This is a genomic window from Corynebacterium sp. HMSC055A01 (assembly GCF_001809405.1).
GTDB lineage: Bacteria > Actinomycetota > Actinomycetes > Mycobacteriales > Mycobacteriaceae > Corynebacterium > Corynebacterium hesseae.
This window is the reverse complement of record NZ_KV797568.1, coordinates 1-11,707: the sequence shown is the minus strand read 5'-3', so window position 1 is coordinate 11,707 and position 11,707 is coordinate 1. Positions and strand designations below refer to the sequence as shown.

15 protein-coding genes and 3 pseudogenes are annotated in these 11,707 nt (G+C 59.5%); 11 read left to right on the top strand and 7 right to left on the bottom strand.

Going from position 1 to position 11,707, the window contains the following annotated elements:
• Window positions 1-84, bottom strand: a pseudogene (locus HMPREF2604_RS14495) (recombinase family protein); the annotation flags it as partial.
• The gene (locus HMPREF2604_RS05425) at window positions 84-350 is read right to left on the bottom strand and encodes a hypothetical protein (RefSeq protein ID WP_070563912.1); all 267 of its coding nucleotides are present in this window, start codon (window positions 348-350) and stop codon (window positions 84-86) included. The pseudogene HMPREF2604_RS14495 and the gene HMPREF2604_RS05425, both read right to left, overlap by 1 nt.
• A gap of 176 nt (window positions 351-526) precedes the next feature.
• On the opposite strand from HMPREF2604_RS05425, the gene HMPREF2604_RS05420 reads away from it, so the two are divergent.
• From HMPREF2604_RS05420 to HMPREF2604_RS05405, 4 genes are all read left to right on the top strand, one after another.
• Window positions 527-1,072: a TetR/AcrR family transcriptional regulator gene (locus tag HMPREF2604_RS05420; RefSeq protein WP_034666346.1), complete on the top strand. Its 546-nt coding sequence runs from the start codon at window positions 527-529 to the stop codon at window positions 1,070-1,072.
• Entirely contained in the window at window positions 1,069-1,428 is a 360-nt protein-coding gene (locus HMPREF2604_RS05415) for a DMT family transporter (RefSeq protein ID WP_048733039.1), read from the top strand. The genes HMPREF2604_RS05420 and HMPREF2604_RS05415 overlap by 4 nt, the downstream gene beginning before the upstream one ends.
• Window positions 1,425-1,754 carry a DMT family transporter gene (locus HMPREF2604_RS05410; protein ID WP_003849969.1) on the top strand — a complete coding sequence of 110 codons (330 nt, stop codon included), beginning with the start codon at window positions 1,425-1,427 and terminating at the stop codon, window positions 1,752-1,754. The genes HMPREF2604_RS05415 and HMPREF2604_RS05410 overlap by 4 nt, the downstream gene beginning before the upstream one ends.
• A 99-nt stretch (window positions 1,755-1,853) precedes the next feature.
• The gene (locus HMPREF2604_RS05405) at window positions 1,854-2,168 is read left to right on the top strand and encodes an NIPSNAP family protein (RefSeq protein WP_174232238.1); all 315 of its coding nucleotides are present in this window, start codon (window positions 1,854-1,856) and stop codon (window positions 2,166-2,168) included.
• 157 nt (window positions 2,169-2,325) lie between these two features.
• On the opposite strand, the pseudogene HMPREF2604_RS13900 reads toward HMPREF2604_RS05405, so the two are convergent.
• Window positions 2,326-2,590: pseudogene (locus HMPREF2604_RS13900) on the bottom strand (IS6 family transposase); the annotation flags it as partial.
• 116 nt (window positions 2,591-2,706) lie between these two features.
• Window positions 2,707-4,266 (bottom strand): SulP family inorganic anion transporter, encoded by a 1,560-nt coding sequence (locus HMPREF2604_RS05400; RefSeq protein WP_035009418.1) that lies wholly within the window; start codon window positions 4,264-4,266, stop codon window positions 2,707-2,709.
• Window positions 4,267-4,435: 169 nt separating this feature from the next.
• On the opposite strand from HMPREF2604_RS05400, the gene HMPREF2604_RS05395 reads away from it, so the two are divergent.
• Window positions 4,436-4,840: a MerR family transcriptional regulator gene (locus tag HMPREF2604_RS05395; RefSeq protein WP_034664654.1), complete on the top strand. Its 405-nt coding sequence runs from the start codon at window positions 4,436-4,438 to the stop codon at window positions 4,838-4,840.
• A gap of 293 nt (window positions 4,841-5,133) precedes the next feature.
• On the opposite strand, the pseudogene HMPREF2604_RS14085 reads toward HMPREF2604_RS05395, so the two are convergent.
• Together HMPREF2604_RS14085 and HMPREF2604_RS05390 are read right to left on the bottom strand one after the other, a co-directional pair.
• Window positions 5,134-5,211 (bottom strand): annotated as a pseudogene (locus tag HMPREF2604_RS14085) (IS6 family transposase); the annotation flags it as partial.
• 532 nt (window positions 5,212-5,743) lie between these two features.
• Entirely contained in the window at window positions 5,744-6,040 is a 297-nt protein-coding gene (locus HMPREF2604_RS05390; protein ID WP_005531125.1) for a hypothetical protein, read from the bottom strand.
• A 179-nt stretch (window positions 6,041-6,219) separates the two neighbouring features.
• On the opposite strand from HMPREF2604_RS05390, the gene HMPREF2604_RS05385 reads away from it, so the two are divergent.
• Window positions 6,220-6,492 carry an alkyl hydroperoxide reductase gene (locus HMPREF2604_RS05385; protein ID WP_070523552.1) on the top strand — a complete coding sequence of 91 codons (273 nt, stop codon included), beginning with the start codon at window positions 6,220-6,222 and terminating at the stop codon, window positions 6,490-6,492.
• Window positions 6,493-6,554: 62 nt separating this feature from the next.
• On the opposite strand, the gene HMPREF2604_RS05380 is transcribed toward HMPREF2604_RS05385, so the two are convergent.
• Window positions 6,555-6,938, bottom strand: coding sequence for a heavy metal-responsive transcriptional regulator (locus HMPREF2604_RS05380; protein WP_369815758.1), 384 nt, complete (start codon window positions 6,936-6,938; stop codon window positions 6,555-6,557).
• A 227-nt stretch (window positions 6,939-7,165) separates the two neighbouring features.
• On the opposite strand from HMPREF2604_RS05380, the gene HMPREF2604_RS05375 reads away from it, so the two are divergent.
• The 5 genes from HMPREF2604_RS05375 (at window position 7,166) to HMPREF2604_RS05355 (ending at window position 11,576) form a co-directional block, all read left to right on the top strand.
• Window positions 7,166-7,543: a hypothetical protein gene (locus HMPREF2604_RS05375; protein ID WP_044055145.1), complete on the top strand. Its 378-nt coding sequence runs from the start codon at window positions 7,166-7,168 to the stop codon at window positions 7,541-7,543.
• Window positions 7,540-8,505, top strand: a complete 966-nt coding sequence (locus HMPREF2604_RS05370; RefSeq protein WP_005532162.1) for a cytochrome c biogenesis CcdA family protein — start codon at window positions 7,540-7,542, stop codon at window positions 8,503-8,505. The genes HMPREF2604_RS05375 and HMPREF2604_RS05370 overlap by 4 nt, the downstream gene beginning before the upstream one ends.
• The gene (locus HMPREF2604_RS05365) at window positions 8,502-9,050 is read left to right on the top strand and encodes a TlpA family protein disulfide reductase (RefSeq protein WP_014316113.1); all 549 of its coding nucleotides are present in this window, start codon (window positions 8,502-8,504) and stop codon (window positions 9,048-9,050) included. Before HMPREF2604_RS05370 ends, HMPREF2604_RS05365 begins: the two co-directional genes overlap by 4 nt.
• 119 nt (window positions 9,051-9,169) lie before the next feature.
• Window positions 9,170-10,612 carry a mercury(II) reductase gene (gene merA / locus HMPREF2604_RS05360; RefSeq protein WP_005532160.1) on the top strand — a complete coding sequence of 481 codons (1,443 nt, stop codon included), beginning with the start codon at window positions 9,170-9,172 and terminating at the stop codon, window positions 10,610-10,612.
• Between the two features lie 253 nt (window positions 10,613-10,865).
• Window positions 10,866-11,576 carry an ASCH domain-containing protein gene (locus tag HMPREF2604_RS05355; RefSeq protein ID WP_070523555.1) on the top strand — a complete coding sequence of 237 codons (711 nt, stop codon included), beginning with the start codon at window positions 10,866-10,868 and terminating at the stop codon, window positions 11,574-11,576.
• Window positions 11,577-11,707 lie beyond the last annotated feature (131 nt).

Genomic DNA, 11,707 nt, shown 5'->3' with positions numbered 1-11,707 from the left:
TTTCTGGCGCTGATTATTCTGCTCCACCGTGGAGACACGGATATAGCCCACCCGCTGCCCACGCGAACCAGAGCTTTTGGCCATTAGTCTTCGCCCCGCGAAGGGTTAAAGGCAGCATTCTCCTGGGCAATGACCGCATCACGATACGACTCGATTGCATCCGAGAGGGCATACAGCTGAACACCGTCGAGACCATCAGCGTCAGCAAGCAAAGATTGCACAATCCTGCCCAACGCCTGCTGCCCCGACGACAACCCACCATGCAGTTTTTTCACCCGCGCCAACGCAGGCACTGCGTCAATATGACTTTCAACATGGAAACCATCCGGCGACAACACCACAACCACCACTCTCTGTAAACCTAAGGCCTAGACCCTGCTGTACATCTGTAAAACAATTCCTGAATCTACCCTATTTTACGCGCAACTTGCTGGCATGGATGCCCGTAAAACTAGGGTGTACCCCAGGTGCCCCTACCAGCGCCCGCAGTTGAAGGCTTCACCTACCAAATGGTAAAGTTAGCTATATGCGAACCAGTCAGCGCTCCGAGATCCTGGAAGCTGCCCTCCGCGTCATGAACGCAGCGGAGGGTGGCGACATTACCCTTGACGCAGTGGCCCACGAGGCCGGGCTCACCAAACCGGGATTGCTATATCACTTCCGCAACCGCGACGTACTGCTCGCCGCGATCGTCGACCACGCTGCGGCCAACGTCGAGAACGACATGACTGCCACCCTTGGCAAGCCCCTCGAGAACGCCAACGCCACCGAGCGGCTCCTGAGCTACGTTCACGTCGCCGCCCACGGGGCCGCCAAGCGCGCCGAGTTCATCATCTGGGGCCAAGCGACGTATCGGCCCGAACTCACCGAACCGTGGACTACGCGGATGGGCCGCTGGCTCGAACTCCCGGACGATCTCGACGCCGCCACCCGAGCCAGGCTGACCACCGCCCGACTCGCCGCCGACGGACTCTGGGGCGCCCAGGCCACAGGTGTGTCCACCCTCCACGGCGCGGATCTCGAAGCCGTCGTCTCCAGCATTCGCTCCCTGATCGAAGGAACAACCCCATGAAGCAGTGGTTCCTGCTCGCTGGCGCCATCACTACCGAAGTGGCGGCGACGCTGTCTCTCAAGGCGGCGCTCAATCACCCATCCTGGTACATCGTGGTTGCTGCCGGATACATCGGCACTTTCGTCTTCCTCACCTTCTGCCTGCGCGAAGGAATGCAGATCGGCGTCGCCTATGGCATCTGGGGAGCCAGCGGGGTCGTGCTCGCCGCCGTGCTATCCGCCGCGATTTTCGGTGAACCTCTGACCGCTGTGATGGGTCTTGGAATGGTTGCGATCATCAGCGGTGTCCTCACCGTCGAACTCGGCTCCCAGAAAGCTCAGCAAACCGCAGCCCAGGAAGCAGGAGTCAACTCATGAGATGGATCTTCCTCGCAGGCGCCATCTTGTCCGAAGTCGTCGCGACCATGTCGCTACGAGCCTCCGACGGTGGCCGGGTGAAGAAATGGTTCATCGGCGTCATCGCGGGGTATCTCGTGGCGTTCGTCGCCTTAAGTCTCGCCTTGGCCGACGGCATGGCCCTTGGCGTCGCCTACGGCATCTGGGCAGCATCCGGCGTAGCTCTCACCGCGATCCTCGCCCGGGTCATCTTCCACGAACCCCTCACCCGAACCATGGCCCTCGGCATCCTCCTCATCGCCGTCGGAGTTCTCACCGTTGAACTCGGCGCCAACTTGGCGAACTGACGCATTTCCGCAGGTAAACCAGGCAGATTGGTGTGCTGCACCACGAGGCGCACAGACAAAGGCTCCCCAATGAGCGCCTGTGGGCCTAGCGTTGTGGATGTGATCACCTGTGTCGTCCACTACACCATCGACCCCGACCAGATCGCAGCCTTTGAACAGTTCGCCCGCGCTTGGATGCGGCATGTCGACGAACACGGCGGCACCCACCACGGGTACTACCTACCCGCGGAAGGTGTGAGTGACCGTGCGGAATCCCTGTTCAGCTTCCCCAGCCTGGCTGCCTACGAGCAGTACCGCACCTTGTTCGGCACCCACTCGGACTTCATCGCCGCTGACCGGATTCGAGACGAGTCCGAGTGCGTCCTGCGGTACGAGCGCACCTTCATGCGGCCGCTCCTACCCCAGGGACACTGAAAGGGACTCCGGCAGCACGCTCGGCACAACCCACAACGCCGCAGGTCAGCGCGTACAGATGGGTGTACCCCAGAGCGCGAATCAGCATGGACCTATAAAGCGACTATCCTATACCGGTCTGGCCACCGGCGGTGATCGCCCGATAGAGGTAGCATCACCTGCCGCCGACTCGGATATAGGTCTCATCGACCCGCCAGGAACTGGCCTGGCAGTCAGGTACCTGCCGGTACCACCGTGTTTGCTTGTCCAGCTCAGGGGCGTATTTCTGGACCCAGCGGTAGATCGTGGTGTGATCGACCGGCACGCCCCGCTGAAGTCATCATTTCCTCCAGATCGCGGTAGCTCACCCCGTAGCGGCAGTACCACCGCACTGCCCATAGAATGATGTCACGGGGGAAATGACGACCGGAGAAGATACCCATGGCTGTGACTATTTCACGTCACTCTTCCTACTGCCCCAACTGTGCAACAGCACCAATAAACTGGCGCCCCGGTTATAAGTTGGGGCGCCAAGTCGATGTGCTCGAGTCGGGGGATGTTAGTGGCCGGTGCCAAGCCGGCCAGACAGTCGGTTCAGCCGGTCCTGACTGGGACCGTCGAGCCCGATAATGGACACGGTTTTGCCTCTGTCCTGGAACTTCTGCGTAATCGCGTCAAAGGTCGCGACCGTGGAGGCATCCCAGATCTCCGCCTCAGTGAGATCAATAGTGATATGACGGGCAGAATCGGTGTAATCAAAGCGATAAACCAGGTCATTGCTTGATGCCCAAAACAACTGGCCATGCACCCGGTAGGTACGAGTATCAATCTCGCCATCGCCGTCGCCGTCGATCTCGGAGACCTTTTCAATGGAAGCGATATGTGCCATCCGACGGGCGAACATGATCATCGCGGTGACCACACCCAGCACCACACCAATGGCCAGGTTGCTGGTGGCTAGGGTGGCAATAATCGTCACGGCCATAACAATGGTCTCAGAGACCGGCATGAGTTTAAGGGTGCGTGGATGCACCGAGTGCCAGTCGATGGTGCCGACCGAGACCATGATCATGATTGCCACCAGCGCAGCCATCGGGATCATGCCAACGATGTCGCCCAGTGCCAGGACCAGGACCAGCAGGAACACACCGGCTAACAGGGTGGATAGGCGGGTACGTGCCCCGGATTCGCGGACGTTGATCATGGTTTGACCGATCATCGCGCAGCCACCCATGCCGCCGAAGAAACCGGAGGCAATATTAGCCACCCCCTGTCCCCAGGATTCACGAGTTTTATCGGAATGAGTGTCGGTGATGTCATCGACGAGCTTGGCGGTCATCAACGATTCCATGAGACCGACCACGGCCATGGCCAGGGCATAAGGCGCGATGATCTGCAGGGTCTCCAACGTCCACGGCACGTTCGGAATAAACAGGGACGGTAAGGTCTCCGGCATCTTGCCCATGTCCGAGACCGTCGGGACAGTCAAACCGGCGGCAATGACCAAACCGGTGAGCACGATAATCGTGACCAGCGGGGCGGGGATCACACTGGTGAGCTTGGGGAAGAAAATCATGATCACCACACCCAAGCCGACGAGTGGGTAGACCATCCAAGGCACATCAATGAGGTGTTCGAGTTGGGCGGTGAAAATCATAATGCCCAGTGCATTGACGAAACCCAGCATCACCGATCGGGGGATAAAACGCTGAAGTTTCGCCACACCGAGGGCGCCGAGCACGATTTGTAGGACACCGCCCAACAAGACGGTGGCGATGAAATAATCCATCCCGTAACCACGCGCCACAGGAGCAATGACTAGGGCAATAGCCCCGGTGGCGCCGGTGGTCATTGCCGGGCGGCCACCGGTAAAGGCGATCGCAATGGCCATGACTACCGAGGAAAACAGACCCATGGCTGGGTCAACACCGGCAAGGATGGAAAAGGCAATGGCCTCAGGGATCAGCGCCAGGGATACCGCCAGTCCGGCCAGAATCTCTATACGGATACGGGCGGGGGAAGAAAATGCGTAACGGAAGGATGCGATGATCCCGGTAGGGGCATCAGCGCCGTCTGGACTCAGGAGGGGGCGGGGGGCCGCCGTGCTAGTTTCAGTCATAGATGTCCAATCTTTGAGGGGATAGGTAACTGGGCGAACGCCCGAAAGGAATCCAACCCTCTAGTAACTTTAGGTTTGGTGATGGTGGTCATGGTAGCGGGAGTTTTACTCAACCGCCAACCCAGGCACAGGAACCCGTGGGCAACATCACCGTGAAGGAGAACAGGCAATGCAAAACAGTAATTTCAAGATCGGCGAGGTCGTTGACCAGACGGGGTTGTCGATTCCCACCTTGCGTTATTATGACAACGTCGGCCTGATTACCCCATCGGGGCGTAGCCCTGGTGGGTTCAGGCTTTATAGTGAGGCTGATGTACGTCGTGTTTTGCTGGTGCGACGGATGAAACCGCTGGGGTTTACTCTGGATCAGATGCGAGAATTCCTGGAAGCTGCGGAGATTCTTCATAGTTCAGATGGCGGGCAGGAAAGTGATACCGCACAGCAGGCACGGAGTAATGCCAAGGCCACCCTTGCCGACATTCGTGAGGAGACGCGCACCCGCTACGAAAAGCTACGCAAGCAAATTGCCTACGCTGAGGAATTCCTCGATCTGGTCAACACCCTGGCACCCTAAAGTGCCCCCATCCTTCGCAGGGAGAAAAAGACCATCCGATTGAATGCGCTCTGTCGAGTCGCGTTCCAGATGAAGTGGACGAACGCCCGCGGCCTCTCCGGAGTGGATGGCGATAGTACAGAGGACTTCTGAAATCCGTGCAGACGACTCCTCAAAACGACACAGTCATCCAAGGTCACATAATCGAAAATTGTCACTTAACCCGTTATTTTACCTACGCGGTGCTGTTGCAAAGTTGGGCCAGGGTCGAAAAGCCTACCCTCAAGACATTAGTTGTCCTTGCTCCGGGGTGCTTAAGCTGTCTCGAATATCCGGCTGACGATCACCGCGTCTGGGTTCGGGTGCCCGTAGGTAAACACCGTGCCCTGGCCCAACTTTGCAACAGCGCCGTCTAAAAGTATGTTCAGATCTCCTTGTTTAAGGATTGAAAACTGTAGTGTCTTGCTGTGGAGGCAGCAAGGTGGCGTATTGAGATGCCAAGTAAGTCCCGTCTTCCCACTTGGCTTTCAGCATCCTGGCGATACACATGACAGTGACATGGTGATCGCCTGCTCGGTGCAGAGATACCGCTTCTGATTGCGCACTGGCTCCGCTGACCCAAGTGTCCTCCACTAGCAGCACGTGCCGACCGGCGACTGCAGCAGGATCTATCACTGAAAAACGATCTGGGCTTATTGTGTGGGACGCGCCGGTGTTATCACCTGAAGATTCTAAAGCCGCTGGTGTGAGACGATTTCGGATATATGACCGAGAGCAGAATTGAGGGCACTAGCAAGTGCCCCACGGTCGCGTCCGGGACTGCGGTTGGTAGAGGGGACGTGAGTTATCACTTCTACCGGACTGACTGCTTGAGCAAGAGTTGGAAGATTATCTCGTAACGTGGTGTACCCTAACCGACTTAACTCAGTGTCCTAAATTGTTCATGACACGTGCAGTTTTATCAATCATGACCGCAACTTCGTGTTGCTCGTAAACATTTTGCATATTCCGGCCAAGGCTGACGTCTATCCACCCATTTGTGGCATGTTCTGACTTTGTCTCCGTTGCAGCTATGGCATCAATGATATTGCTTTGGTCTTTCCAACGGGCATCATTCAAAATGTAGACCACGGCCTTGTCCCAGGCCTGCTCAAAGCTTGGCTCCCTACCGTAGAAGAACGTTGTCTTTAAAGTCGGCGAATATACGCGAAATTCAAACATGTACCTTATTGTAAAAGTGGGGTGTAATCAACTTTTGCAAGTGTTATCTGTCTCGGAGAGAATAAGAATCAGAGCATGATCCTCTACGTCCGGTTCCTACCCCAGATCATTCCCACCGAAAGCCGCCGCCAACCGGCCTGACCTCGCTCACTCGCCGGGCCACGGCATCACCATGGGGCTTGACCCTCGAGCCGGGAGCCCGGGTGCTTGCCAAGGTCCAGCGAAGCTCTCCTGCTGCCGTGAACTATGTCGCGGTGGACATCGCGTCCTACGAGACGGCCGATGAAATCAGGGAATTCCTGGCCGGAAATGGGGCGTCATCCCTGGCCTTTGCCTCTGATGCCGATACGCGGCTCATCACCGCCTACCGGATAAACCAGGTAAGCACCGCTGTAATCCTGGACGCCGCGGGCACGGAGGTCTTCCGTGCCGTGGAGCCGGGTGCTGCGTAACTGCGGACGGCACTGGCCGCGGCGGGAGCCGGCTCAGTGAAGCCCCTTAGCCTGCGGCGGGCTCAGATGTAACTGCAGATTTGTTCAGCATCGCAGCGCTGAGGGTCGGCCACCTCGGCGGTTGCATATTGTTCGGCCACGGTCACCCGGAGCGCGGTGAGCTCCGCGATTTTCCGGTCCAGGTCCTGCAACTGTTTCCCCAGGACATCCCGTACGTGGGTGCAAGGCGTCAAACCGCTATCGCGGATCCGCAGAATGCCCTGGATCTGCGCCAGGGTCAGCCCGGCGATTTGGCTGCGGCGAATGAATTCGAGGCGGCTGAGGGTGTCGTGGGTGTAGTCACGATAGCCGTTGGCCGAGCGCTCAGCCGGTGGGAGCAGGCCCCGGTCCTCATAGAACCTGATCGTCTTGGTTGTTATACCGGCAGCATCAGCAACTTCACCGATTCGCATTTCGGGTCCTCATCTCGTTCCAAAAAATCGCATATGACCCTTCCATCGTACTGGAACGTTCCGCATCGGCACCCGCAAACCAACAGGTCCCGTCGCCAGCTTGACCTTCCCCCTTAGTGGAAGGTTGATAATGGGGTGTGACGTACTACTGGCCGTCCGGTTTCGTGTTGGGGTCCCCTGTCGGGGTTCCGGACACGAGCCGGACATATGAAGGGATGATCATGTCAATAAAAGTGAAGGGCCGGAAGCGCTCTGGCCTGGTGCTTGCGGCAGGCACTCTGCTGTCCTTCCTTGGTGTTGTGATGGTGGCGCTGGTGTGCTGCGGGGTACCCGTTCTGACGGCTGCAGCCGGTGTTTTCGCCGCGGCCGGCGCAATGGCCGGCAACCTCTGGTTCATTGCCGCCGCAGCCCTTGCCGCGGGGGCCCTGCTCCTGCGGGCGCAGCGTCGGGGCAGCCCGGGGACGGATTGTTGCGCCCGTTCCCGCCCGGGGGCCAGCCTGTCCGCGGGTTCTACTCCAACACCTCATTCATCGTCGGAGCAGGAGCGGTCCGGGCAGTCCCGGGCCGGTGCTTCTGAGGATGCGGGGTCACAGGGATGACGGGTGTTTTGGGTCTGGCCTTTCTGACCGGAATGCTTGCCACGGTGAATCCATGCGGGTTTGCGATGCTGCCAACCTATCTGGCGTATTTCATTGGTTCAGGCCCCGGTGCGGGACGGAAGCGGCCGTTGCTTGCAGGTCTTCAGGCCGGGGTTGCCCTCAGCGCCGGTTTCGCCACTGTCTTTGTTACGGCCGGCCTGCTCGCCGCTGTAGGCCTGCGGTCGGTGGCGTCGGCGCTTCCCTGGGCGGCGGCGCTGATCGGAGCGGTTATTGTGGTTGCCGGCCTTGGCATGGTGTTCGGATGGCAGCTGCCCGGGGCGAGGTTGAACCTGCCCCGGATTCTGAAGACGGACGGGACCAGTTCGGGCCTCAGGGCGGTCTTTGGCTACGGGGTGGCCTATGCGGTGGCTGCGCTCTCTTGCAGCCTGGCCCTGCTGCTGGCTGTTGTCGCCCAGGCTGTGTCCACCGGGAGCCTGGCCGGGCTGCTGGCGGTCTTCGCCGCCTACGCCTTGGGCTCCTCGGTGGTGCTGGTCCTTCTGTCCCTCGGTGCAGCGGTAGCGCGGGACGTCCTGGCACGCCACGTCCGAAGGATCCTGCCGTTTGTTAATCGTCTCGGCGGAGCCGCGCTTATCCTCGCAGGGATCTACCTGTTGCTCTACTGGGTTCCGGCCCTGTCCGGCGGGCAGGCCGGGGAGATCATGGGCGGGACGGTCACCGAAGCCAGCGTGGCGCTGTCCGGTTTCATCTCGGGCAACTGGCCCATCATCACCCTCACCGCGGTGGCCGCCGTCCTCGCCGCCGCGGCCCTGGCCCTGCGGCGCCGCAGTAAAAGCAAGGCACAGGACAACAGCGCAATCACGGATGGGGCTGAGAGCAGCGACAGCACCGAAGCGTGCTGCGGCCCGGAACATCTTCTTCCCGACACGGCGCCAGGGCGCACCAACCAGAAAGGAAACCCATGACAACGACCAGAAACCACCGGCGGATCTTCACCATTACTGCCGTCGTAGCGGCCGCGGCCCTCATCCTGGTCCTGGCCCTCACTGCGTTGAACCGCGGGAGCGAAACCGCTCCCGCCGCCGGGCCAGCGGGCGCAAACAACGTGGACAGGATCGAGATCACATCTGTGGACGGCAAGGCCCTCACCGTCCCTTCCACCCGCCCGACAGTGCTGTATTTCATGGCGAGCTGGTGCTATACCTGCGTTCCGCAGGCAGAAGCGATGAAGGAACTGGAACAGGAATATGCCGATAAGGCAGACTTCGTCGCCGTGGACGTGACGCCGGAGACCACAAAAACCCAAGTGGACCAGTTCCGCGAAATGGCCGGCACACCCGGATACCCCTTCGTTGTCGACCGGACCGGGGAACTCACCCAAAAGTACGCGGTCACATCCCTGGACAGTACCGTCGTCATCGCACCTGACGGTGACATCCTGGGCCGGGCCGATTCCCGGCCCATGAAGGCCGATGCCCTGAAGGAATTTCTTGACACAACACTTCCGTAGCAACACCGATCTCTTCGCTCCCGTTCTTGACCTTCCCGTGCAGGGGAAGGTGCAGACTGGGGACAGCATGCAAAAAGGAACGCCCCCGGGGTGTTCATTCGAGACTCCAAGGAGGACTAATGCCTGAGGCAGCACCAGATTTTGATTTAGCCGTGATCGGTTCCGGAGGCGGCGCCTTCGCCGCCGCCATCCGGGCCACCAAGCTGGGCAATCGGGTCGTGATGATCGAACGCTCCACGGTGGGCGGGACCTGTGTGAACACCGGGTGCGTTCCCTCCAAAGCCCTGCTGGCCGCCGCCGAAGCCCGGCATGTCGCTGTGGATGCGACCGGAAGGTTCCCCGGGATCAGCACTTCCGCCGCCCCGGTGGACATGGGTGTACTGATAGACGGGAAACGCTCCCTGGTCGAGGGAATGCGCTCGGATAAATACGTGGATCTGGCCGCCGACTACGGATGGGACCTGCGCCAGGGCACCGCGGTGTTCGCCGGCACCCCGGAGGAACCGGTCCTGGAAATCACCGGACCCGACGGCACCCGCGACTCCCTGACCGCCGCCCATTATCTGGTCGCGACCGGTTCGACCCCGTGGGCACCCCCGGTGCCGGGACTGGATGAAGTCAACTACCTGACCTCGACCACCGCCATGGAACTGAACGAGGTGCCCGAGTCCCTGATCGTCTTCGGCGGCGGGTACGTGGCCCTGGAGCAGGCGCAGCTTTTTGCCCGCCTCGGATCCAAAGTGACCTTGCTGGTCCGCTCCAGGCTTGCCTCGCACGAGGAACCGGAAGCCTCCCGTGCGCTGATGGGCGTCTTCGCCGACGAGGGCATCCGCGTGGTCCGCCGCGCAGCCGTAACTTCGGTCCGCACAGATCCCGCCGGCGCAGAGGTCCTTGTCACCGCCACGGTCGCCGGGGGCCAGGAGGAATTCCGCGCCGCAAAGCTGCTGGTAGCCACCGGCCGACGCGCCGTCACCGACGGACTGAACCTGGACGCCGTCGGCGTCAAGACCGGCGACACCGGCCAGATCCTGGTCGAGAGCACACTCGCCAGCTCCAACCCCAGGATCTGGGCCGCAGGGGATGTGACCGGGCACCGAGAATTCGTCTACGTCGCGTCCGCCCACGGAACCCTGATGGTGGAGAACGCCTTCAACAACGCCGGGCGCGAGGTCGACTACCGGCACCTGCCCCGCGTGACGTTCACCAGCCCGTCACTGGCCGCGGTCGGCATGACCGACAAGGAAGCCAACGAGGCGGGCATCCGGTGTGAATGCCGGGTCCTGCCCCTGGAATACGTTCCCCGGGCACTGGTGAACCGGGACACCCGCGGCTTCATCAAAATCGTCGCCGACGCCGACACCGGACGGATTGTGGGGATCACCGCCGTCGGCAAGGAGGCCGGTGACCTGGCCGCCGCCGGAGTCTACATCCTCGAGGCCGGCATGACCGTTGACCAGGTCGCGAACCTCTGGTGCCCATACCTGACCATGGCCGAAGGGATCAAAATCGCCGCACAGTCCTTCACCACCGACGTCTCCAAACTCTCCTGCTGCGCCTCCTGACCCGCGCCAGATCCCAGCCTAATCCCATTACGTTGTTGGCAGTTCCGCTTGAAGGAGCCCAGGATTCGTACTCCTAGCCCCATGCTGGGGCAGGCTATGTTTATCTGCGTTCCTTCTGCCCTTGTGGCAGTGGAACTAGTCGCTGGCTTCGGTATGGCTTATTTTCGTCCCTGTCTGAAAATGATCCGGGGGGGTGTTCCCGATCTCTGTCTTCGCATAGATAAAGCGCGTTAGCATTTATTACCCTTAAAGAGTGATTACCAACGAACTTCGAAATTTACTAGCCAAAGCAACCACCCATGCACAGCGTTTTCAAGACGGAGAAGACCACACTGTAGCCGCAGCACTCCTCACCAAATCAGGCAAACACGTACTCGGTTTGAACGCGCACCACTTCCTCGGTGGTCCTTGCGGGGAAGTCTCGGCTTTAGCTAACCATGCTGCTAGTTATCCAGAGGACCCAATCCAAGCAGTAGTCGCCGTATACGGACCTACTGGTCAAGTTATTCCTCCCTGCGGTAAATGCCGCCAGGTGCTTTTTGATGTTGATCCGTCCATTCGGTGCATCGTGCGCGGAAGCAATGGACTTGAAGCACTTACCGTAGAAGAACTCTTGCCTTTCGCATTCAACTGGCGAGATATGGAACAAGAGCAGCGCATCTACATGTGGGAAGGCTACGAGGAATCAATTCGTAGCGGAGAAAAGCAACAAACCATCCGGGTAGATGATCCTTTCCATGAAGGAAGTGCCCAAATTGTCTTCGAGAAAGAATCCGGAGAGGTCGTCACCATTCCTGCACAGGTCACGTCCGTTGTCTCGACCCAGCGAAGTGAATTGTCGGAAAAGCAAGCTAGAAATGACGGTTTTGGTTCTCTCACCGAGCTTCAGGAAGCGCTAGATACTCACTATCCCGGATTAGCTGCCGATGACGAAGTCGACCTCGTAGAGTTCAAACTCCAGTAATTCAAACAATCTAAAAGCGCACTTACCCTTTTTGTAGAAGCAGTAAAACTACACCAGAGTTTGTGACTTAGGGGAGTGCTTCACATCTGCAAAACCGACGACGGACCTGACCCCTGTTTGGTAGACACCTG